Annotated in this window: 20 protein-coding genes; 4 read left to right on the top strand and 16 right to left on the bottom strand. The window is 64.5% G+C overall.

Translation table 11 applies throughout. The features are described from left to right. Window positions 1–76 precede the first annotated feature (76 nt). Both O9281_RS01745 and O9281_RS01740 read left to right on the top strand, forming a co-directional pair. Complete coding sequence (locus O9281_RS01745) at window positions 77–538, top strand: nuclear transport factor 2 family protein (RefSeq protein WP_298182109.1); 462 nt, start codon at window positions 77–79, stop codon at window positions 536–538. Window positions 539–645: 107 nt separating this feature from the next. Next, window positions 646–2778: a S46 family peptidase gene (locus O9281_RS01740; RefSeq protein WP_298182107.1), complete on the top strand. Its 2133-nt coding sequence runs from the start codon at window positions 646–648 to the stop codon at window positions 2776–2778. A gap of 21 nt (window positions 2779–2799) precedes the next feature. On the opposite strand, the gene O9281_RS01735 is transcribed toward O9281_RS01740, so the two are convergent. From O9281_RS01735 to O9281_RS01690, 10 genes are read right to left on the bottom strand one after another with little or no spacing between them, the layout of a single operon-like run. Next, window positions 2800–3108, bottom strand: a complete 309-nt coding sequence (locus tag O9281_RS01735; RefSeq protein WP_298182105.1) for a YciI family protein — start codon at window positions 3106–3108, stop codon at window positions 2800–2802. Next, window positions 3108–4004 (bottom strand): hypothetical protein, encoded by an 897-nt coding sequence (locus tag O9281_RS01730; protein ID WP_298182103.1) that lies wholly within the window; start codon window positions 4002–4004, stop codon window positions 3108–3110. The genes O9281_RS01735 and O9281_RS01730 overlap by 1 nt, the downstream gene beginning before the upstream one ends. Then, window positions 4004–4756: an enoyl-CoA hydratase-related protein gene (locus O9281_RS01725; RefSeq protein ID WP_298182101.1), complete on the bottom strand. Its 753-nt coding sequence runs from the start codon at window positions 4754–4756 to the stop codon at window positions 4004–4006. The genes O9281_RS01730 and O9281_RS01725 overlap by 1 nt, the downstream gene beginning before the upstream one ends. Then, window positions 4753–5619 (bottom strand): polysaccharide deacetylase family protein, encoded by an 867-nt coding sequence (locus tag O9281_RS01720; protein ID WP_298182100.1) that lies wholly within the window; start codon window positions 5617–5619, stop codon window positions 4753–4755. Before O9281_RS01720 ends, O9281_RS01725 begins: the two co-directional genes overlap by 4 nt. Next, window positions 5619–6431 (bottom strand): SDR family NAD(P)-dependent oxidoreductase, encoded by an 813-nt coding sequence (locus O9281_RS01715; protein ID WP_298182098.1) that lies wholly within the window; start codon window positions 6429–6431, stop codon window positions 5619–5621. The genes O9281_RS01720 and O9281_RS01715 overlap by 1 nt, the downstream gene beginning before the upstream one ends. A gap of 2 nt (window positions 6432–6433) precedes the next feature. Further along, window positions 6434–6739: an REDY-like protein HapK gene (locus tag O9281_RS01710; protein WP_298182096.1), complete on the bottom strand. Its 306-nt coding sequence runs from the start codon at window positions 6737–6739 to the stop codon at window positions 6434–6436. 13 nt (window positions 6740–6752) lie between these two features. After that, window positions 6753–7910 (bottom strand): amidase, encoded by a 1158-nt coding sequence (locus tag O9281_RS01705; RefSeq protein WP_298182095.1) that lies wholly within the window; start codon window positions 7908–7910, stop codon window positions 6753–6755. Then, a complete protein-coding gene (locus tag O9281_RS01700; protein WP_298182093.1) occupies window positions 7910–9268 on the bottom strand; it encodes a phenylacetate--CoA ligase family protein in 1359 nt (452 codons plus the stop codon). Before O9281_RS01700 ends, O9281_RS01705 begins: the two co-directional genes overlap by 1 nt. Then, window positions 9265–10542, bottom strand: a complete 1278-nt coding sequence (locus tag O9281_RS01695) for an MmgE/PrpD family protein (RefSeq protein ID WP_298182091.1) — start codon at window positions 10540–10542, stop codon at window positions 9265–9267. The genes O9281_RS01700 and O9281_RS01695 overlap by 4 nt, the downstream gene beginning before the upstream one ends. Next, window positions 10539–11771, bottom strand: a complete 1233-nt coding sequence (locus tag O9281_RS01690; protein ID WP_298182089.1) for an MmgE/PrpD family protein — start codon at window positions 11769–11771, stop codon at window positions 10539–10541. Before O9281_RS01690 ends, O9281_RS01695 begins: the two co-directional genes overlap by 4 nt. A 44-nt stretch (window positions 11772–11815) precedes the next feature. Between O9281_RS01690 and O9281_RS01685 the strand changes: the two genes are divergently transcribed. Further along, a complete protein-coding gene (locus O9281_RS01685; protein WP_298182087.1) occupies window positions 11816–12559 on the top strand; it encodes a GntR family transcriptional regulator in 744 nt (247 codons plus the stop codon). Window positions 12560–12565: 6 nt separating this feature from the next. Here O9281_RS01685 and O9281_RS01680 read toward each other — a convergent pair whose 3' ends face one another. From O9281_RS01680 to O9281_RS01655, 6 genes are all read right to left on the bottom strand, one after another. After that, window positions 12566–13651 (bottom strand): CoA transferase, encoded by a 1086-nt coding sequence (locus O9281_RS01680; protein ID WP_298182086.1) that lies wholly within the window; start codon window positions 13649–13651, stop codon window positions 12566–12568. An 11-nt stretch (window positions 13652–13662) separates the two neighbouring features. After that, window positions 13663–14874, bottom strand: coding sequence for a CoA transferase (locus O9281_RS01675; protein ID WP_298182084.1), 1212 nt, complete (start codon window positions 14872–14874; stop codon window positions 13663–13665). Continuing rightward, complete coding sequence (locus tag O9281_RS01670) at window positions 14871–16058, bottom strand: acyl-CoA dehydrogenase family protein (RefSeq protein ID WP_298182082.1); 1188 nt, start codon at window positions 16056–16058, stop codon at window positions 14871–14873. Before O9281_RS01670 ends, O9281_RS01675 begins: the two co-directional genes overlap by 4 nt. Before the next feature lie 11 nt (window positions 16059–16069). Next, window positions 16070–16579, bottom strand: coding sequence for a MaoC family dehydratase (locus tag O9281_RS01665; RefSeq protein ID WP_298182080.1), 510 nt, complete (start codon window positions 16577–16579; stop codon window positions 16070–16072). A 2-nt stretch (window positions 16580–16581) separates the two neighbouring features. Then, window positions 16582–17394: a CoA ester lyase gene (locus O9281_RS01660; protein WP_298182077.1), complete on the bottom strand. Its 813-nt coding sequence runs from the start codon at window positions 17392–17394 to the stop codon at window positions 16582–16584. 209 nt (window positions 17395–17603) lie between these two features. Then, window positions 17604–20129 (bottom strand): TonB-dependent receptor, encoded by a 2526-nt coding sequence (locus tag O9281_RS01655; protein WP_298182075.1) that lies wholly within the window; start codon window positions 20127–20129, stop codon window positions 17604–17606. Between the two features lie 117 nt (window positions 20130–20246). Here O9281_RS01655 and O9281_RS01650 point away from each other — a divergent pair, with 117 nt between their 5' ends. After that, window positions 20247–20906, top strand: a complete 660-nt coding sequence (locus tag O9281_RS01650) for a GntR family transcriptional regulator (RefSeq protein WP_298182074.1) — start codon at window positions 20247–20249, stop codon at window positions 20904–20906. Window positions 20907–20936: the final 30 nt, after the last annotated feature.

Genomic DNA, 20936 nt, shown 5'->3' with positions numbered 1-20936 from the left:
CCTCCGATGCCAAGGACTATGGATTTGTCCGGACATCTTTGCAATGCTGCGCGTCTGGCCACCAAGGAGCCCCGAGATGATCCGAACCCTGCTGTTGCTGCTAAGCCTTGCCCTCGCCCAGCCCGCCCTCGCGCGCGACCAGAAGGCGGAGATTGCCGCGCAGGGCGATCTCTGGAACGCAGCCTATTCTGCAGGCGATTGGGCGGCACTGCGCAAGCTTTACACCGACGACGCTTGGCTGATGACCGACAAGGCCCCGGTCGCGAGGGGCGCTGACGCAATCATCGTCTATCTCCGCCGGTTCAAGGACCAGGGTGCAACGGTCGCCTTCCGCTTCGAGCCCGAGGACATTGCGATCGAGGGCAAGCTGGGCGTACTCGTCGCGAAATACTGGATGACCGCGCAACTGCCCGGCAAGCCCGCAATCCACACCGCCGGCCGCTCAATGCTGATCTACAAGCGCAAGGGCAAGGGCTGGTTGCTCTGGCGAGACATGGACAACACCGCACCAGATGTGAAGCCGACCCCCGCGTTCTGACCCTATCCCACGATCCAGCTTGTGCGCGGCGCCAACTTGCGCTTTGTCCCGCACCATTCGCGGCCGGGATGATTCCGCCGCATGACAGACGTGACGTGGAGAGCTGAATGACCTTTCGCATGATTGCCGCTGGCACCTCGCTGCTGGCTCTGGCCGCCCCGGTAGCCGCTGATGAAGGCATGTGGCTGCCAAGCCAGATGGCCGAAGTGGCTGCACAGATGAAGGCTGCCGGGGCCCAGGTTCCGCCCGAACAGCTGGCCGACCTGACCAAGGCGCCGATGAACGCCATTGCTTCGCTGGGGGGCTGCTCGGCCTCGTTCGTCTCGCCCGAAGGGCTGGTGGTTTCGAACCACCACTGCGTCTATGGCTCGATCCAGTACAATTCCAAACCGGGCCAGGATTACCTGACCGATGGCTTCCTGGCCAAGACCAAGGCCGAGGAAGTGCCCGCCGCCCCCGGCACCCGCATTTTCGTCATCGAGGCCCTGCGTAACGTCACGGCCGACATGCTGAAAGGCGTGACGACCAAGCTGACCGGACGGCAGCGGTTCGACCGGATGGACGCCAACCGCAAGGGCCTGATCGCCGCTTGCGAAAAGCAGCCCAACCGCCGCTGCGACGTGCGCAGCTATTTCGGCGGGGAGCGCTACTTCCTGCAGCAGCAGCTCGAGATCAAGGACGTGCGCCTGGTCTATGCCCCGGCTGGCGGAATCGGCAATTTCGGGGGTGAGACCGACAACTGGCAATGGCCACGCCACACCGGCGATTTCGGCTTCTATCGCGCTTACGTTGGCCCCGATGGCAGCTCGGCCGCCTATTCGAAGGACAACGTTCCCTACCAGCCCAAGTCCTGGCTGACGATTGCCAAGGAAGGCCTGAAGGACGGCGATTTCGTGATGCTGGCAGGCTTCCCCGGCAACACCAACCGCTGGCGCATGGCGGCGGAAACCAAGTCGGTCTTTGCCGATCGCTATCCGCTCAACCAGAAGATGCTGTCCGACTATTCGGACCTGGTGAACAAGCTGACCGCCGGCAATCAGGCCGCGGAAATCAAGTACGCCAACAGCGTGCGCGGCGCAGACAACACCAAGAAGAACCTGCTGGGCCAGATGTCGGGGGCCGACGCGATCCGCCTGATCGAAACCAAGGAGGCCGAGGAAACCGCGTTCCGCACCTGGCTTGCGGCCGATCCCAAGCGCCAGGCCACTTATGGCCCGGCCCTCGCCCAGCTCGACGCGCTGATTGCCGAAAGCAACAAGCGCGCTGTGAACGACATCAAGCTGGGCCAAATGGGACGCGCCCAGCTGCTGTCGGCAGCCAGCACGCTGTACCGTTGGGCCAAGGAACGGGCCAAGCCGGATGCCCAGCGCGAAGCCGGTTTCCAGGATCGTGACCGCACCCCGCGCACCGAAGGCCTGAAGCAGATCGAGCGACGGTTCGACGCCATGGTCGATCGCAAGATCATGGAATGGGCGCTTGAGCATTATCGCTCGGTTCCGGCCGGTGAGCGCAACGATGTGCTGCTGGCCAAGCTCGACCAGATCGGCCTCGACAAGCTTTATGCCGAAACGAAGCTGACCGACACGGCCACGCGCTTGGCCTGGCTGGACAAGACCCCGGCCGAATTCGAAGCCTCGACCGATCCGTTCATCCAGCTGGCCGTGGCGGCCTATCCCTATAGCCAGCAGCGGCTGGACGAGGACAAGGAGAACGACGGGAAGCTCAACGCCGCCTCGCGCGCGGTGATGGAGGCCCGGATGGCCTGGACCCGCGAACAGGGGAAGCCCGTCTATCCCGACGCCAACAGCTCGCTGCGGATCACCTGGGGCCATGTGACCGGCCGCAAGCAGGATGGCGTGACCTGGAGCGCCTTCACCACCGCCGAAGGCATGGCCGCCAAGCACACCGGCAAGGGCGAATTCGACGCGCCAGACAAGGCGATCGAACTGGTCAAGGCGCGCGACTATGGCAACTATGTCGCACCGGAGCTGGGCACCCTGCCGGTGAACTACCTGTCAACCGTCGACATCACCGGCGGCAATTCCGGTTCGGCCACGCTTAACGCCAAGGGCGAACTGGTGGGCCTGGCCTTTGACGGCACGCTCGACGGGGTGATTTCCGACTGGCGGTTCAACCCGGCGATCAACCGCACCATCCATGTCGACCACCGCTACATGCTGTGGGTCATGGAAAAGGTCGACGGGGCAACCAACCTGCTGAAGGAAATGGGCGTCAAGTAACCTGGCACGGGACCGGGGCGGCTAGTTCTTCCAGGCCGCCCCGCCCACGCTGGTCCCCGCCACGGCGGCAAAGGCCGCGATATGGATCTGGTTCCACAGCCCTGCCCCAGCATAGGGATCCTGTTCGAGGAAAGCGCGGGCATCGGTTTCGTTGGCAGCCTCAACCACCAGCATCGATCCGATCGTCTCCCCTTCCGCATTCCTGAGCGGTCCGGCAACGAAGTAGCGATCAATATTCGCTTCGACATGAGCGAGGTGTGCGCCGATCAGCCGCGGACGGATTTCTGAACCCCCCGGTCCATCGATCGCGTGAATGCAATAGAGCGCCATCAACCCACCTCCACCAGTTCGATCAATTCACCGGCATAGCCGAGGCAGGTGCCCGCACGACGGCCCTCATACAGCGGCCCTTCGCGCACCACAGGCGGCGCTATCCAGTCCACCTCGCAGGCGTCCAGATCGCGCATCGCCAGTGTCACCAGCGCATTGCCGGGCGGCAGCATCCCGGGATGGCGAGCCCGCGGCCGGGCCTGCTCCGGGTAATCGTCCACCTCGACAATCGGCATCCGTCCGGCCTGGACCATGGTCAGCGCCGAAATGTAGTCCGCCGGCAGGCCGAAGGCGTCGTTGATCATGGCATAGGGCAGTTCGAAGGTATCGACCGGCTCCAGCCCAAGCCGTTCCTGGTACCAGCGGCAAGACTCCGCCCGGCTGGGCGTGCCGAGGATGACGATGAAGATCCGGTCGGTGATTGACTGGGCGCGTGGCAGGTCAACGTTCGCCATGTCGTTGAAGACCTGGTTGAGGTAAACCATCTCGCGCCCGGTGCCGAGCACCTGCATCGGGATGAAAGCATCCATCCCCGGCAGTTCGCGCGGTTCGCCGACGATGGTAAAGCCGCTGCCTTGCAGCCGGTCGGGCCAGCCGAACACGTCTTCGACCGTGCACTCGAAGGCGCCCCAGCCGAAAGTGGTCGTGGGTTTGAAGTCGGGATGGTCTGGCTGCTCAACCAACCGGAACCAGCACGGGTTGCCGCTTTTGGGCCGCAGCACGGCATGGCGCGCGCCGGCGCTGGCCGGACAGCCCCAGCTGGCCGCGAGTTCCGCCGGCAGCGGGCCTTCGTGAACCAGATCAAGCTTCAGCACGCCCTGGTAATCGGCGAGCGCAGCGGACACGTCCGGCACCACCGAGAGCCCGCCCATGATCGTTCCGTGGGGAATGGCCATCACTTGAACTCCGGCTTGCGTTTGGCGACAAAGGCGCTGGTCCCTTCCAGGAAATCCGGCCCGGTAAAGGCCTGCGCGAAGACATCCAGTGTCTCGGCATCATCATCCGCCTGGCCATCGAGCACGCGGCGCACGAAGCGCTTCATGCCACTCGTCGAATGGAGCGAATTGGCCGCGATCACATCCTCAAGGTGGCCGGGGCTATCGGTCACTTCATCCACCAGACCGATCCGCAGTGCCTCCTGCGCATCCAGCAGCATGCCGGTGTAGAGCATTCGCTTGGCCTGCCCCGGTCCGACCAGATCGACCAGCAGCTTGGTATCATGGAGCGGATAGACCAGCCCCAGCTTGGCCGGGGTGATGCCCAGCCGCGCCCGCGGCGTGGCCACGCGAATGTCGGCCGCAAGGGCAATCCCGCAGCCCCCGCCGACACAATCGCCATCGATGAAGGCGATGACCGGCTTCTCCGCCCGCGCCAGCACATGCTGCGCCCGATTGATCGCCGCCTGGTTGGCGCCGCGCCAAAGGGCATCGTCCTTGTTGGCCAGCAGTTCGGCAATATCCGCCCCGGCACAGAACACGCCAGGATGGGCGGATTCGATCGTCAGCACCCGCACCGCCGGATCGGCCATGGCCTGCAGCACCAGTTCGGGTAAAGTCTCCCACATTGCCTGGTTGAAGGCGTTGCGCTTGTCCGCCCGGTCGATGAACAGTCGGGCGACGTGTTCGCCGATGGTCAACCGCAGCGTCATGCCGGCACCGTCGCGGCAAAGTGATCGGCGATCGCCTTGCGCGTCGTCACCCAGACCCCGTCGTGCTGGCGCACATGGCGGAAAAACTCCTCCAGCGCCCAGATCCGTCCGGGCCGACCGATAATTCGCAGGTGAAGCCCCAGGCTCATCATCTTGGGATTGCCTTCCGCACCTTCGCGATAGACCTGGTCGAAGTTGCGCTTGGCATAGGCCAGCCACTGCTCCGGGGTCATGGCCGGATCGGTCCACATCTTCATGTCATTGTTGTCGAGCTGGTAAGGCACGATCACCAGGGGCTTGCCGGGTACCGTCTCGCGATCCCAGAACGGCACGTCGCCGCTGTAATCGTCCATGTGGTAGGAGAAGCCTTCCTCGATCAGCAGGCGGCGGGTGTTGTCAGTCAGCATGTAGCGCGACAGCCAGCCATATGGGCGCACGCCACAGGTCTGTTCGATGCTGGCCACGGCCTTGCGGATGAACTCGCGCTCCTGCTCTTCGTTCAGGCGGAACTGGTGGACCCAGCGCCAACCGTGGCTGACCGGCTCATGGCCCAGCTCGACAATCGCTTCGGCAATCTCAGGATGGTTCTCGAGGGACAGGGCAGCAACGGTCCAGCTCGCCATGATATCGAACTGTTTCAGCAGCTTGACCACACGCGGGGCGCCAGCCTTGATGCCGTACAGGTAGTTGCTCTCGTTCGCATAGTTGCGGATCGGGGCCTTGATGAAGATGCCCAGCTCGTCGACCGGCTCCATCCCCTTGTCACCGCGGGCCACGGTCTGTTCGCTGCCTTCCTCGACATTGACCACGACCGACAGCGCCATCTTCGCGCCGCCGGGCAGGTCCATCCGTTCCTCACGCATCAATGCATCTCCTCGCCGCCCGAGACGTTCAGCGCCTCGCCGGTGACGTAAAAGGCGTCGTCGCTGGCGAGCCAGGCACAGGCGGCCGCCGTGTCGCTGGGCAGGCCGGGGCGCCCCATCGGGTTCTTGGCGGCCATGTTCTTCAAGTAGGCCTCGACCGTGTCGAACCCGAGCAACTTCGAGAAGTACTCGTTCTGCTGCGCGCCAAGGCCGGTGGTGACATGGTTCGGGCAGACCGCGTTGACGGTGATACCGTGCGCGCCCAGTTCCACCGCCGAGGCGCGGGTCAGGCCGACCATGCCGTGCTTCGAGCTGACATAGGCCGGCAGGTGAGGAAAGCCGGTCTTGGCCGCCTGGCTGGCGATGTTGATGATCCGCCCGCCCTTGCCCCCATTTGTTTCGTTGGCGGCGATCATCGCCTTGGCCGCGGCCTGGGTGCAATAGAAGGCACCCGACAGGTTGACCGCGATCACGGTCGCCCAGTCCTTGGGATCAACCTCCAGCATCGGCTTCATCATGAACCCGATCCCGGCATTGTTGACGAAGACATCGACCGAACCCAGCGCCGCAACCGCCCGGTCGACCAGGGCCTGGCACTGCGCCGGATCGGACACGTCGCAGGCAATCGTCGCGACCTTGACGCCGCGGGCGCGCAGGTCTTCGGCCACGCCCTCGGCCTCGGCATCGATCCGCAGGTCGGAAACGACGCAGTTCGCGCCCTCGTCGGCAAAGCGGCGCAGGATGCCCTGGCCCAGGCCCTTTTCCTTGCCCGAGCCGGTGACGACGATGGTCTTGCCCGCGAGCCGGCCCATTGTCAGAGGTCCTCGGTCAGGATGAAGCAGGGGTTGTCGGTGAATTCACCGAACCCGGCGGCGACCTTCTGGAACTCGGGATCGGAAACATCGGCGACGAAGGCATCCATGCCGTGAATGTCGATCACCTCGATATAGTCGTAAGGCGGCTTGGCGTCCGAGCCGAACAGGCCGGTGGCGCGGTGGATCGTGAAGCCGCGGACCGAGCCGAGCGCATTGACACCGGGAATGTCGGTGCCGCGGGCCCAGGCTTCATAGGCTTCGCGGCTGGCGCCTTCCTTCAGGTTGAACAGGCAGACGATGCGCATGATTTCTCTCCCTTCAGATACTGGACTGTGGCGGATGGCGGTAAGCTTGCAACTGATTATCGAGCTGGCGTGCCAGCGCGATCAGGCCCGGCTCGCTGCCCGATGGGCCGACAATCTGGACGCCAGCAGGAAGCCCGTCCTCGCTCGATCCCGAAGGGAGCGAGAGCGCGGGCAGGCCGGCGATATTGGCGAGGCAGGTAAAGTCCGCCTGGTTGGACGGCGCGCGGGTCCCGTGCGGAAAGGCCACCTGCGGCGCGGTCGGCATGATCAGGACGCTGTCGCTGCCCAGCGCTTCTCGCACGGCGGTGCGGGTGCGGGCCAGGACTTCCGGGCGTTGCTTCATCCCGGCGGTGATCTTGAGAATGAACTTGAGTTCGTCTGAAAGACCAAGTTTATTCTCGTGGTATTCAGGGCCCAGATCGGCGATCAGCCACTGCCCCGCACTGACCAGCCCGGCCATCCGGATGTCGGTGAGACTATCCGGGAGGTCAAGCGTTGCACGAGGCAATGGCAGACCACGCAGCGCGGCCTCAAAGCCAGCAGTAACGACCGGTTGAACTTCGACCTCGCTCTGGCGGCCCAGAACGAGCGCCCGCTTGAAGGTTACCGCTTGCCCTGGATCGCTCGCCAGCACCTGCCACGCCCGCTCCAGCAGATCGAGGTTGCGCGCCAGTGGCCCGATGCAGTCGAGGCCCGGCTCAAGATAGGCGAGTCCATCCTCGCTGATCGCGCCATGGGTCGGCTTCAGGCCATAGACCCCGCAATAGGCTGCCGGGATGCGGACCGATCCCATCGTGTCGGTGCCAAGCGCCAGGTCGCAAAGCCCAGCTGCCACCGCAGCGCCGCTGCCGCCTGACGAACCGCCGGGGGTATAGCCATGCCGGAGCGGGTTATGCGTGCGACCATAAAAGGGGTTATCGGTATGCGCGCCCAGCGCCGCCTCGTGCATGTTGACCGTGCCGAGGATCGCCGCCCCGGCGCTGCGCAGACGGGCAACCACTTCGGCATCGCGGCTGGCAATCCGGTCACGGTAGAGCCCCATCCCGCCGGTCCAGGGCAGACCCTTGACCATGATGTTCGACTTCACCCCCACGGTCAGTCCTGCCAGCGGCCCATCGCCGCCTTGCGCCGCGGGATCGAGATCGACGAAGGCGCCCCAGCGGTCGTCCATTACACACCGCGCTCGTCAATCAGGCGGATCGGTTTCTGGCGGGTGTCGATCTGGGTCGCCGCAGCAGTCTCACCCGGCGCGCAGAGCTGGACCGCCACTTCCACGCCAAGACCCCGGCGCAGGACTTCGGCCAATTCGCCGGCATTGCTGCCGCCGCGGCTTTCGATCGTCACCACCATGTCATCACGCTGTGTCGCGGCATCGCGGCGCAGGTGGCAGACATATTCGCCGGTCAGGTCAGGTCGGTTCTCGATCAGCGCGGCGATGGCGTGAGGGAACAGGTTGATGCCGCGAAGCTTCACCATGTTGTCGCTACGGCCCTTGAACCCGGCAATCCGCTTGAAGCCCAGCTCGCCCCGCCCATCCAGCTCATGCGTGATGTCGTGGGTGTTGAAGCGAATGCAGGGGGCAATGTCGTCCTTGAACAGGCAGGTAACGACCATGTCACCCGTCTCGCCCCTGGCCACCGGCGTGCCGCTCTCGATGTCGAGCAGCTCGAGGTACTGCGCGTCCTCCCAGACATAGAGCCCGTCTCGGTCTGGCCCTTCGCCCGCGATCGAGCCGGTATCGCCCACCCCGTACCAGTCATAGGCCCTGGCTCCGTGCCAGGCAGCCTCGGTCGCGGCGCGGTCCTCGGTTCCGAGGTGGCCGATGATCATCCGCAGCTTGATCCGGTCAAAAAGCTTCTCCGCCTCAGCGACTTCGGCCAGCTTCCTGATGTAGTCGACGAAACCGACCATCACCGTGACACCGAAGTCCGCCAGCAGGTTCACCTGGTTCACGGAGCGCGTCTCGATTCCCGTCCCGGCCGAGAGAAACAGCGAATTGGTGAAGTGGATCACGGATTCGCGAATGTAGTGCCCACCGTTGATCATCCCGTGCCCATAGACCGAATGTACCACATCCTCGGGCTTCAGCCCCATCCAGCGGTACATCCGCCCGACCAGCAGGTTGGTCACCTCGCGCCCCTTGGGTCCGAACATCAGCGGCTGGGGGCGTCCGGTCGTGCCGCTGGTGGTGTGGAACACCACCGGATCGGTGCCTCGCCCGTCGAAATCGCCATAGGGCGGGTATTCGTTGACCGATGCCATCAGGTCCGACTTGTCATAGACCGGCAGCTTGGTGATGTCGGCCAGCCCCCTGATGTCACCGGGCTCGATCCCCTGCGCGCCCCACAGCCGCTGGTAGAACGGGATCTGCCACCCGCGCTGCATCAGGCGCCTGAACTGGGCATCCTGGATCGCGAAGATCTCGTCGCGGCTGATGCTGCGATAGCGCGCGGTAAAGGCATCGCCGACCGGATAGTCGGCCAGCATCTGCTTGATGTCGAGGGCTTCAAAATAAGTCGGGAAGCTCATGTCGGGTCCGTGAAATAGGCGAGGGGATCGGTGAACAGGCGCGGATCGTGCCCGGTCGGAGCGAATTCGCGGGCAAGGTCGAGCTTCGCCCGTGCCTGGTCGGACGAAAGCGGCGCATCGGGGCTGCCCAGCGTGTGCGGCACGGCGATAATCTGCGTCACGCCGCCGACAGTGACGCGCAGCTCCTGGGGGAACAAGGCGTTGGGATCGTCATTGCCGTCCGCGACCAGCGCAACCTTGCCCGCCAGCGCGGCCAGCGCAGGATCGGCGAAGTCCTCCGGCGTGAAGCGGCGCGGGTCGATCCGGCCATCGGTCAACATCAGCGCCACCAGGAACGGCAGGCACAGCCGGGCATAAGCCGGGGTCATGTCCGCCTTGTAGGGTCGCCCGACCAAGCGATGGATCAGCGGCGGGCAAGCGAGTTCGATCCTCTCGACCATCTGCCCGGCGAGCCCCTGCAAAGCCCCCAGCGCGGCATGGCTGGCCCGGCCCGAGGGGAACGGCTTGGTGCTGATCTCTGCGATGCGCCAACCCTGCCCCAACTCACTGGTGTAGCGCGACAGATCGCCCCGATCGATCAGCCGGAAGTAGCCGAACGGCCCCTCCAGCGGATCGAGCGGCGCGGTGAAGCCGGCTTTGGCTAGGTCGCTCGCCGTCACCGCTGCGCGGGCCGCATTGGCAACCTGAAACGGCAGGGTGATCGAGCCTTCGACATGGGCCTGCATCGTTCCCGCCGCGCTCGAATAGGCGAGGCCCAGCGCATGCTCCAGCGGTGCGCCGTCAATCCGCGCCACGGCAAGCGCCGCGCCGATCACACCGGCAGTGGCCGGACGAAAGAAGCTGAGCGCAGAGTCTGCGGCAATGCCAAGACCCGAGGCGATATCGACCCCAATGGCGAGCGCCACCAGCGCCTCTTCCGGATCGCAGCCGCCCTTGCGGTCAATCGCGGCGCCAAGTGCGGCGGTCACGACGCTCATGGCGTGCACCACGGCCGGTTCGTGGACCGCGTCCCATTCCAGGCAGTGAATCCGATAGCCGTTCACGAAAGCCGCGCCGGGTGCCGGCAGGCGTTCGGCCGTGCCGATCAGGCGGGCAGCGGCACCGGCACCCATCGCCCGGGCCGCAGTCAGGATGGCATCGGCACCCGGCGCGTTCGCCCCCGCCGCGCCGACCGCCAGGGTATCGCCCAGCAGGCGGATGGCAACCGGCCGGACAGTGGCACCGAGGCAGTGACGAGCACCAGCAAAGGCAAGGAGATCGGCGGTCGCGCTCATCCCAGCCAGTCCTCCAGCAGGTCGGCAATCGCCGCCGCATCGTCGCCATTCAGCGCCAGGGCACAGGCACGCTCGGCCTCATCAGTCGGCAGGCCGCCCCAGGCCGCAAGCGTGTGCATCTTCTGGCGAATGACGGCCTCATCGACCGGCCGTTCCGGATCGCCGCGCGTATCGATCAGTTCAAGGCCATTCAGACGTGCCCCAAAGTGTGTGGGGTATCGCCTTGTAATCAGATCATCTTCTGAAACCGAAACTTTTGCCCGCAGCGGGGCCAGCTCGGCGATCGCCTCGGCTGTGAAGTCCTCGGGCCGCGCCTCCCGTCCGCTGGCGATTACCGCCACAGCGTGCTGCAGGCTGAACTTGGCGTCGACCTCGGTCACCGGGTTCGGCCGATCACAGAAGGCAATGGCATCGGCATAGGTCTCGACCCGGAACGGTGCCGTCAGCTCGCCACGCGCGCGAAGTTCAAGCGCGCAGTCGATCACCGGGTGAGCATGCCGACAAGCCGCCCATGGCTTGAAGCTGACCTCGTGGATGCGCCAGCCCTCGCCTGGTTCGAGCGGCTTCGGCGCATCGCAGGTTGCGGCATAGAGGCCCTGCGGCCCTTCAAGCACTCTCGCCGTGCCGGTCAGCCCGCGCGATGCCATATAGGCGGCGAAGTAGCCATTGTTGCCAGCCATGGCGACGTGCCACTGCTTGGTCATCCCGGCCTCATGCCGCATTTGCCAAAGCCCGCCGGTGGTCGACCCGGCATTGCTAAGCGCTGCGACCAGTTGCCCTTCGTCGAGCCCGAAGACCGATCCGGCCGCTGCCGCAGCACCGAACGGACCGGCGGTCGCCGTGTTGTGGTAATGGGAATAGTGCTTTGCGTCGAAACTCGCGCCGATCGCGATCATCGCCTGGTAGCCAAGCACCGCGCCATTCAGCACTGCGTCCAGATCGGCATTGACATCGCCAGCGGCTTCCAGCGCCGCAGCCCAGATCACCGGCCCCGGATGCAGCAGCGCGGCACGGTGGACATCGTCCATCTCCAGAACGCCGCCCAGCCAGCCCGCACGGCGCGAACCGCCGAGGTCGGCCCGATACAGCACCTTGGCCACTTGCGCCTGCCGCGCCCCTGCGACACAGGCGAGCCAGTCCAGCAAGTGCAGCCGCGCACGCGCCCTATCGCTTTCCGTGATCGGGCGCGCTAGTGTTCGGACAAGCTGGACCAGGAGGGGCTCGCTCATTGCCACCTCCCGGGATCAGACGGGAGCAAGGATTGACTGCCAGCATGACCGTTACGCGTGAGCGCGAAGCCCCTCGCTACCTTCAGGTCGCGGGTGAACTGCGTGCCGAAATCCTCTCTGGCAAATTCGCCGCGCGCGACCAGTTTCCGACCGAAAGCGAACTGTGCCAGCGCTATGGCGTTTCGCGCTTCACGATCCGCGAAGCACTGCGTCGACTGCAGAGCGAGGGGTTGATTGCCCGCAAGCGAGGCTCGGGCACGGTGGTACAGCCGGCCGCCGCGCGCGGCGGCACGCTGCACCAGCCGCTCTCCAACGTTGGCGAAATCCTGCAATATGCCCGCGATACGCATGTGACCTATGAACCGCGCGGCCGGGGCGACCTGCCGCGCGAGATTGCCGAGCAGATCGGCGAGGATACGAGCGGCACCTGGACCTGCTTTCGCGGCGTCCGCAGCCCCCAGCTTGATGGCCAGCCGATCGCCGCGACCGATGCCTATTTCCACGAAAGCGTCGAGGGCGCGGTGGCGCGGCTGGATCTTGGCGCTGGCACCCTGTTCAGCCAGATCGAGCAACTCGCCGGGGTCAGCATCGGCAAGGTCACGCAGGACATCCAGGCGGTTGCCGCCAGCGCCGACATTGCGAAGGCGCTCGATCTCAAGCGCGGCAGCCCGGTATTGCGGATCCTGCGCTGCTACATCGATGCCAGGGGCCAGGTATTTGAGATTTCGGTTAGCCACCACCCGGGCGATCGCTTCGCCTACTCGATGCATATCGACGTGGATGGCTGACATCGCTTAACCCTCGCCAAGCGCGGGCACCTTGCCAGGCACCCACGGCGCCTCGTTGGCAAAGCGGATCGGCGGAGCGATATGATGACGTCCGTCAGCCTCGACCAGTAACCCGCGCTGGCCAACATGCGGCTCGTCCAGCGCTTCGCGGAAATCGAGCACGGGCGCGAAGGCCACGTCCTTGTCGTGGAACCATGCCACCCATTCGTCGCGGGTCTTCGTCCGGAAAGTTTCGCGCAGGAAAGCGATCAGCGGCGCCTGGACCGGGCCCGCATCCTGTTCCGCCAGCGCAATCAGGTCCGGCCGACCCAGCGCGGTCAGCAAGTTGGTGGCGAACTTGATTTCGCGACCCCCTAGCACGACGTGGCGACCGTCGCTGGTCTGATAGACCTGGTAAAATCCGGCCCCGCCGAGCGAACGCTGCTCACTCGATTTCGGTGAAGGTCCCCCGGCGATCGCTGAGCCGGCGGTATGCGCGCACCACGGCAGGAGGCTGTCGAACATGGCAACGTCGATATAGTCGCCCTCCCCTGTCTTCTCACGCCCGACGAGCGCCATCAGCACAGCGGACAATGCGGTCAGACCGGCGGCAAGATCGGCGCTGGGCGCGCCCGGCACCACTGGCGTCCCGTCCGGCCCGTCATTGACACTCATGAATCCGGCCAGGGCCTGGACCGCCATGTCATGGGCCGGGTGGTGGGCCAGTTCGCCCTCCTGCCCAAAGGCCGAGATCGAGCAGTAAACAACACGCGGATTGAGCACGCGGACCACCGGATAATCGAACCCCAGTCGCTTCATCACGCCGGGACGGAAGCCTTCGACAAAGACATCGGCCTCGGCAATCAGCGCACGCAGCGCGGCCTTGCCCTCTTCGCTCTTGAGGTCGAGCACCCGGCTTTCCTTGCCGCGATTGAGGTTGGCAAACCAGACCGACTGCCCATTCTCGAACGGGGCCTGGCTGCGCACCGGCTCACCGCCGCGCGGCTCGATCTTGATGACCCTCGCGCCCTGATCGGCCATCATCACGGTCATGGCCGGGCCCGGCAAAAACTGCGTCAGGTCGACAACGGTGATGCCGCTCAGCTTGCCCATTGCCCCCTCGGTCAGACAACGCCGCCGGAGCGTAGCCGGGCGAAGTCATCCTCGCCATAGCCAAGCTCGGCCAGGATCGCGGCGGAGTCTGCCCCCAGCAGCGGCCCGGCCCGGTTGGGCAGGCGCTGACCATCCAGCTTGATCGGGCTGGCAAGGACCTGGAAATCGGGATTGTCGGGATGGGCCACGCTGTCGCGCATGCCGATTGTCCGGAGCCAAGGGTTATCGAGCGCCTGCTCGAACTGGTAGACCGGGGCAACCGGCACGTGCCCTTCCAACAGGGCCTGCCAGTGGGCCATCGGCTGGCGCGAGAAGATGCCGTCCAGCACTTCGGTCAGCGCGGCGCGATTGGCCAGCCGATCGGGGTTGGTCTTGAAGCGCGGATCCTGGCCCAGTTCGGGATGGCCGATGCGTTCGACCATGATGTCCCAGAACTTGGGCAGCTGGCACATCACGAACATCCAGCCGTCAGCCGCCTTCACCATCTGGCTGGGCGTGGCGCTGGGGTGGGCCGAACGCGGCGTGCGACCCGTGACATCGCCGTTGTTCATGTACCACAGCGCCGGATAGCTGGTCTGGTGCACGGCAGCAGAGAGCAGGTCGGTATCGACATCGCGCCCTTGCCCCGTGCGCTGGGCGTCGATCATTGCCGCCAGCAGGCCGATCGCCATGATCGTACCGGTCATGAAATCGACCATGGAGAGGCCCATTCGTTGCGGTTCGCCATCGGGATCGCCGGTCAGCGCGCAAAACCCTGCCTCTGCCTGCATCAGGTAATCATAACCCGGCCACTTGGCACGCGCATTGTCGCGCCCGTAGGCCGAGAGGTGCGCGCAGACGATCGCCGGGTTGACATCCTTCAGCGCGTCATAGGTCACGCCCAGCTTTGCAGGCAGATCGCCGCGCAGGTTGTTGACCATGGCATGGCTGGTTGCAGCCAGTTCGCGCAAGATCGCCTGCCCTTCGGGCGCATTGAGATCGAGGGTAAGCGAGCGCTTGTTGAGGTTGAAGGCGTGGAAATAGACGCTTTCCCCCGGCCTGGTGAAATGTGGTCCAACTGCGCGCGCGGTATCGCCCCCGCCCTTCCCGTCCTTCTGCGGCGGTTCGATCTTGATCACCTCTGCGCCCAACTGGGCCAGGAACATCGTACCATAGGGCCCCGCGCCGTACTGTTCGGCGCTTATGACCCGGAAGCCCGAGAGGGGAAGGTGCAGCTCGGTCACGCCGGGTTCCGTTTGACCCATTGCTTGGAGATGATCATCCGCTGCATCTCGTTGGTGCCTTCGCCGATGCACATCAGCATGGAATCGCGATAGAATCGTTCGATGTCATACTCCTTGGAATAGGAGTAGCCGCCGTAGATCCGCATGGCTTCCTGACTGTTGGCCACGGCCGCCTCGCTGGCGAAGTACTTGGCCATCCCGGCCTCCAGGTCGCAACGCTCACCCTTGTCATAGGCAATCGCGGCATCAAGGGTCAGCAGCCGGGCGGCGCGGGCACGGGTGACCATCTCACCGATCTTGAGCTGGATCGCCTGGTGCTCCGAAATCGGCTTGCCCATGGTCTGGCGCTGCTGGGCATATTCGGTCGCAAGCCGCAGCGAGCCTTCCGCAAGCCCCACGCCGCGCGCGGCGACGTTGATGCGGCCAAGCTCGAGCCCACCGGTGGCCTGGAAAAAGCCCTGCCCTTCCACGCCGCCGATCAGCTGGTCAGCCGGAATGCGATAGTCTTCGAAAATCAGCTCGGCGCTGTCGATCGACTTGTACCCCAGCTTGTCGAACTTCTTGCCGGTAGTGAAGCCTTCGCGCTTGTCGGCGATGAACAGGCTCATCCCCTTGTAGCGCGGATTGGCATCGGGGTCGGTCTTGACCAGCAGGGCAAAGCACGAGCCGTTCAGCGCGTTCGAAATCCAGGTCTTGGTGCCGTTGATGACGTAATCGTCGCCATCCCGCCGCGCAACCGAGCGGATCGCCTGAAGGTCGGTCCCGGCATTGGGTTCGGTCAGGGCCAGGCCGCCGCGGATCTCGCCACTGGCGAATTTGGGCAGCCACTTGGCTTTCTGCGACGGGGTGCCAAAGCGTTCGACCGCCGCAGCCATGATCAGGTGCGAATTGAAGATGCCGGTCAACGCCATCCAATAGGAACTGATCTTCATCACGATCTTGGCATAGGTTGTCGCCGGCAGACCCAGACCGCCGTATTCCTGGCCGATGGTCGCGCCGAACAGGCCCATATCGACCATCTCGTGCACCAGTTGCTCGGGCCAGATGTCGTTATGGTCGTGATGGAGGATCACCGGTTTGACCGAACGCTCGATCCAGCGGTCGATCGCGTCAAGGAAGGCCTCTTCTTCGGCCGGGTCGATCGTCCGGCCCTGATCGCTCATCATGTCCACGGCGGTTGCCATTCCTGCTCTCCTTAATCGTCGCCGGGGCCGAAACCGCGCTTCCAGATCAGCATGATCCGCACGAAATCGCAGACTACATCGCCGTGCTGGTTCTTGCCCACGGTCTTGATCGTGACGATCCCCTGTTGCGGGCGCTTGTCGGACTCGCGCTTTTCGAGCACTTCGGTTTCGGAATAGATCGTATCGCCAGCGAAGACCGGCTTCAGCAACCGGATTTCCTTCCAGCCGAGGTTGGCGACCGCCTTCTGACTGACGTCGGACACGGACTGGCCGGTCATGATAGCGACGGTCAACGGCGAGGCGACCAGGCACTTACCGAATTCGGTCTTGCTGGCGTACTCGGCGTCACAGTGCGCCGGATGCTGGTTCATCGTCAGCAGGCTGAACCAGGTGTTGTCGGTTTCGCTGATCGTCCGGCCAGGGCGATGCTCATAGACATCGCCGACATTGAAGTCCTCGAAATAGCGGCCGAAGGTCTCCCGGTACCGACCCGGTGCGACTTCGATTGCCCCATTACGCATTGTCAGTTCCCTTTCCGGCTGAGCACGGCCTGGTAGCGCTTGACCAGCGGTGCCTCGAGCATCTTGCCCTTGAAACGGATTACCTTGCCCCCGGCCCCATCGAAAGCCGCGAGCGCAGCCTCGGCTTCGGCCACTTCTGCCGCAGTCGGGGTAAAGGCGGCTTCGATCGCCGCCACCTGCGCAGGGTGGATCGCGGCCTTGGCGGCAAAGCCAAGCGCCTTGGCTTTGCCGCATTCATCGACGAGGCCCACCTCATCATCCAGATTGATCCACGGCACGTCAATGGCCGGCACCCGCGCCTCGGCACAGGCCAGGACCAGCGCCTGCCGGGCCGCGAGCAGCGGTTCCCAGGCAAGGGCCACGCCCAGCTCGCCAGAAAAATCACCGCCGCCGAACATCACCCCTCCTACCTTCGGTGCGGAAGCGATGGCGACCGCGTGGCGAAGGCCCTTGGGCGTTTCGATCAGCGGGATCAGTTCGGGGCACCGTTCACCCAGCGCGGCAGCGATGATCTCGATCTCCGTTGCGCTTTCGACCATCGGCACGAACAGGAATGGGGGAAGGTGCGCAGCCTCGATCAGCGCGGCGAGGTCGGCAATTCCGGCCGCCGTTGTCATGCCGTTCATGCGGATCGCCCAGCCCGCCTCGCCACTGGCAACCTGGGCCAGGGCATGATCGCGCGCGGAAGCCTTTTCTTCGGCTGGAACGGCGTCTTCGAGGTCGATAACCGTCAGCCCCGCCCCGCTGCCGTGGGCCTTCGCGAACCGATCAGGCCGTGAGCCAGGCACGAACAGGAAGGAATTGGCGGCAAACATGCGAACAGGGTGCTCCAGGCGGGGTTCTCTCAATCACCTTGGCATGGATAATTTGTCCGGACAACTTTAAAGTCAAGCAATTCATCCGCCAGATGGACAAACTTCCCGCATGCCCCTTGCTGACTTCGGGATGGGCAGCCCGCACTGGCAAAAAAGGGCCGACGGCTTGCGCCATCGGCCCCTTCGCTCGGTCGTCTTGACCGCTGGGTCTAGAACTTCACGCCCGCTTCCACCCCGATCAGGCGGCGGCCGCCGGGCGAGATGAACGAGCCACCGAACTCGATCGCGGGGATCGCTTCGGCGATGTACTTCTTGTCGAACAGGTTCTCGGCGAAGACGACAACGTGGTAGTTGTCGGTTTCCAGGCCAAGGCGCGCATTGAACACGCCAAAGGTGTCGCGCTGGGCCACGTTGTAACGCGCATCGCCCACCGCCGCCGGGAGCGCCAGTGCCGAAATCGGCAGCAGGCCGCTGAACAGGGTCGGGCGGGTCTGGTCCTGCACGGTGTGGAACCAGGTCGGACCGGTCAGGCGATAGTCCGCGCGGCCGGTGATGCGCAGCCCATCGGTGACCGGCACCTTGAGATCGGCCCCGACGTTGAGCGTCCAGTCGGCGGTGTAAGGCGACTTGTTCCCAACCGTGTAAGGCCGCGAGGCGTTCTTCTTGATCTCGCTATCGGTGACGTTGAAGGAACCGAACACCTTCACGCCATCAACCACCTTGCCGGTCAGGTTGATCTCGGCGCCCTTCACGTCGACCGTGTCGATGTTCGACACGACGCGCAGCAGGCCGAAGCCGCCGACGAAGAATTCGAAGAACTGCATGTCGGTGATGCGGGTGTAGTACCCGGCAAGGTCGAAGGTGATGCGGTCGTCGAACAGGGTGCCCTTGACCCCAGCTTCGAACGCGCTCGACTTTTCCTTGCGGTACTGGTCGTTGATCCGCACATTCGCGTTGATCGTGCCCGGCGTGACGCCATTGTTGAAGTTGGCGTTGATCAGCGCCGACGAGCCCTGGTTGTTGAACCCGCCCGATTTGAAGCCGATGCCCCAGTTGACATAGACGTTGAGCCGGTTGCTGGGGGTCCAGCTAAGCGTCACCTTCGGCTGCAGCTGCTTGAACGAAGCCGACTTGGGGGTCAGCGGGCCAAAGGCCTGACCCGGATTGATCGGGCCGCCGGTGAACGGATCGATCGCGGTCGGCACCAGCGAGCGCGAGGCCCGGTCCTCGATGTCATAGCGCAGCGCCAGACCAGCCTTGAACTGATCGTTGGGCTTGTAATCGAGCGAGCCAAACGCGGCATAGACCTTGGTATCGAACTGGTCTGCCAGCAGCAGCGAGGTCGGGTTCGAGCTCGAGGGGCCGTTGTAGAGGTTCTGGATCACCCCGCGGCCGGTATCTGCGCCCAGGCTGACCCCGGTCTGGCGATCGATCTTGAGGTAATAGGCGCCAACCTGCCAGGCCAGCGGCCCATCCCCGGTCGAAACCAGCCGCACTTCGGCGCTGATGTCTTCCTGGTTGCGAAGCTGGTATTGCGTTCCGTCGCAGGTCGTCGGGCTATATGGGCCGAAGGTCGAGCCATTAGCCGGAGCAAAGATGAATGGCACGGGGATCGCACCAATCCCGCCAGGCTGGTTGACCGGGAAACCGGTGTTGGCCGCAGTCGTGGCGAAGCACGAGTTCACCGCCGTCGCGCCCGAGGGAAGCGCCGCGCTGATGTAACGGGCGAAGTCTGCCGAGGTGCCATCGGCCACCAGGTCCTGCTTGGTGTCCGAGAACAGCGCCCAGGCCACCAGCTTCATGTTTTCGAAGCTGTGCTCGACCTTGATCGAGGCGTCGAAGCTGGTCTGGTCGTTGCTGGCGCGGATGTTGTTGTAGAACCGGAACTCGTGGTCGTCGACGTCCTCGTAGAACTTCGGGTTCACCGCCGCGAAATTGGGCAGGTGGAACGACGCGTTGAACGGCAGCGACGCGCCATGGAACTCGGCCCAGCGCACCTTGACGTCGAACTCGGTATTCTCGCCCAGGGTAAAGACCAGGCGGCCATCGACGTTGTAGGCTTCCTTGTCGTCAACGGTCTTGCTGTTGCCGAGGAAGATGTTGCGGAAGAAGCCGTCGGTGCGCTGGAAGCCACCGCTCAACACCATGCCGGCCCCTTCGCCCAGCGGCAGCGAGGCATAGGCCGAGGCATCCCAGGTGTTGGCATTGGCATAGGACACACGCGCGCCGCCTTCAGCCACGTCCTTGGGCTTGAGCGTCTGCAGCACGATCGCGCCAGCCGCCGCGTTGCGGCCATAAAGCGCGCCCTGCGGACCCTTCAGGATTTCGACCTGGCGCAGGGTCCCCTGCACCTGGTTGAGCTGGGCGGTGTTGGTCTTGAGGATCCCGTCGACCACCAGCGCGACCGAGCTTTCCGCGTCGCGCGCGCCGTTGATCCCGCGGATGTTGATCTGGGTGTCGCCAGCTTCGGCGGTGCCGGTCACGATCGTCACGCCAGGGGTAAGCTGGGCGAAATCGTCAGCATTCTTGGCGCCAGTGCTTTCCAGCGCGGCGGTGGAGAGCACTGCGACCGAGGCCGGAACATCCTGGAGACGCTCGTTCTGGCGGCGGGCGGTTACGATGATCGCATCCTCCTCGCTTGCGCCATCAGCGGCATTGTCCTGGGCGAAGACGGGGGTGGCACCGAGCGCAAGCCCGGCAGCCGAAGCCGAAAGCAGAAGGCGCGTAATCCGCATCATAGATACTCCCTGTTGACCGCTGCCCACCTTTTGATGGCCGATTCCCCGGACAGCTTGTGTCGCGACCCACTTATTGTATACAAATGGCTCAGGTCAAGAGAGCCAGTGGGGATCATGTCGCGCGCATCGGATCATGCCTATACGGTAATTCGGGGAATGATCCTGGCGGGTGAACTGCCACCGGGTTCACAGCTCAGCGAAGAAGCGCTGGCGCTGCGCTGCGCAGTGTCGCGCACCCCGGTTCGTGATGCCCTGCGTCGCCTGGAGGCCGACCTGCTGATCCGTCGCAGCGAAAGCCAGCGCAGCTTTGTGGCAGACTGGTCGGATGACGACATCGAAGACGCGTTCGAACTGCGAGCCATGCTGGAAGCCCAGGCCGCCCGCCGTGCCGCCAGCCGCATCAACGCCGCGCAACTGGAGGCCTTGCGGGTTCACAATCACGGAATCGAGACGGCGATCGCGGCCGACCTGCCGGACATCTCTACCTTCCTCGAGCACAACCGCGCCTTCCACGAAATCATTGTTGAAGCAGCAGGTTCGCCGCGGCTGGCCAGCCTGCTGACCCGCCTGATCGAGCAACCGGTCGTCTGGCGCACGGCCCAGAATTACGATCGCGAGAACCTGCACAGGTCGCACCGAGAGCACGAAGAACTAGTCGCCGCCTTTGCCCGCCGCGATGCCGGCTGGGCCGCCTCGATCATGACCGGCCATATCCGCCGCGCCTATTACGCCTACCTGGATGCCTATGCGGTCCAAAGGCAGGCAGCCGAATAGGCGGCTTGCAGAATTGTATACAGTAATGGC

The organism is Novosphingobium sp., assembly GCF_027531025.1.
In the GTDB taxonomy this organism is placed as follows: Bacteria; Pseudomonadota; Alphaproteobacteria; order Sphingomonadales; family Sphingomonadaceae; genus Novosphingobium.
This window is presented reverse-complemented; position numbering and strand designations above follow the sequence as displayed.

What these genes read in the sequence shown, in the direction of transcription:
- O9281_RS01695 (WP_298182091.1), bottom strand. Translation starts at nt 10,542, where the DNA reads ATGAGCGCGACCGCCGATCTCCTTGCCTTTGCTGGTGCTCGTCACTGC.
- O9281_RS01740 (WP_298182107.1), top strand. Translation starts at nt 646, where the DNA reads ATGACCTTTCGCATGATTGCCGCTGGCACCTCGCTGCTGGCTCTGGCC.
- O9281_RS01735 (WP_298182105.1), bottom strand. Translation starts at nt 3,108, where the DNA reads ATGGCGCTCTATTGCATTCACGCGATCGATGGACCGGGGGGTTCAGAA.
- O9281_RS01745 (WP_298182109.1), top strand. Translation starts at nt 77, where the DNA reads ATGATCCGAACCCTGCTGTTGCTGCTAAGCCTTGCCCTCGCCCAGCCC.
- O9281_RS01660 (WP_298182077.1), bottom strand. Translation starts at nt 17,394, where the DNA reads ATGTTTGCCGCCAATTCCTTCCTGTTCGTGCCTGGCTCACGGCCTGAT.
- O9281_RS01715 (WP_298182098.1), bottom strand. Translation starts at nt 6,431, where the DNA reads ATGGGCCGGCTCGCGGGCAAGACCATCGTCGTCACCGGCTCGGGCAAG.
- O9281_RS01710 (WP_298182096.1), bottom strand. Translation starts at nt 6,739, where the DNA reads ATGCGCATCGTCTGCCTGTTCAACCTGAAGGAAGGCGCCAGCCGCGAA.
- O9281_RS01725 (WP_298182101.1), bottom strand. Translation starts at nt 4,756, where the DNA reads ATGACGCTGCGGTTGACCATCGGCGAACACGTCGCCCGACTGTTCATC.
- O9281_RS01680 (WP_298182086.1), bottom strand. Translation starts at nt 13,651, where the DNA reads ATGGGCAAGCTGAGCGGCATCACCGTTGTCGACCTGACGCAGTTTTTG.
- O9281_RS01665 (WP_298182080.1), bottom strand. Translation starts at nt 16,579, where the DNA reads ATGCGTAATGGGGCAATCGAAGTCGCACCGGGTCGGTACCGGGAGACC.
- O9281_RS01690 (WP_298182089.1), bottom strand. Translation starts at nt 11,771, where the DNA reads ATGAGCGAGCCCCTCCTGGTCCAGCTTGTCCGAACACTAGCGCGCCCG.
- O9281_RS01655 (WP_298182075.1), bottom strand. Translation starts at nt 20,129, where the DNA reads ATGCGGATTACGCGCCTTCTGCTTTCGGCTTCGGCTGCCGGGCTTGCG.
- O9281_RS01730 (WP_298182103.1), bottom strand. Translation starts at nt 4,004, where the DNA reads ATGGCCATTCCCCACGGAACGATCATGGGCGGGCTCTCGGTGGTGCCG.
- O9281_RS01700 (WP_298182093.1), bottom strand. Translation starts at nt 9,268, where the DNA reads ATGAGCTTCCCGACTTATTTTGAAGCCCTCGACATCAAGCAGATGCTG.
- O9281_RS01720 (WP_298182100.1), bottom strand. Translation starts at nt 5,619, where the DNA reads ATGCGTGAGGAACGGATGGACCTGCCCGGCGGCGCGAAGATGGCGCTG.
- O9281_RS01705 (WP_298182095.1), bottom strand. Translation starts at nt 7,910, where the DNA reads ATGGACGACCGCTGGGGCGCCTTCGTCGATCTCGATCCCGCGGCGCAA.
- O9281_RS01685 (WP_298182087.1), top strand. Translation starts at nt 11,816, where the DNA reads ATGACCGTTACGCGTGAGCGCGAAGCCCCTCGCTACCTTCAGGTCGCG.
- O9281_RS01670 (WP_298182082.1), bottom strand. Translation starts at nt 16,058, where the DNA reads ATGGCAACCGCCGTGGACATGATGAGCGATCAGGGCCGGACGATCGAC.
- O9281_RS01650 (WP_298182074.1), top strand. Translation starts at nt 20,247, where the DNA reads ATGTCGCGCGCATCGGATCATGCCTATACGGTAATTCGGGGAATGATC.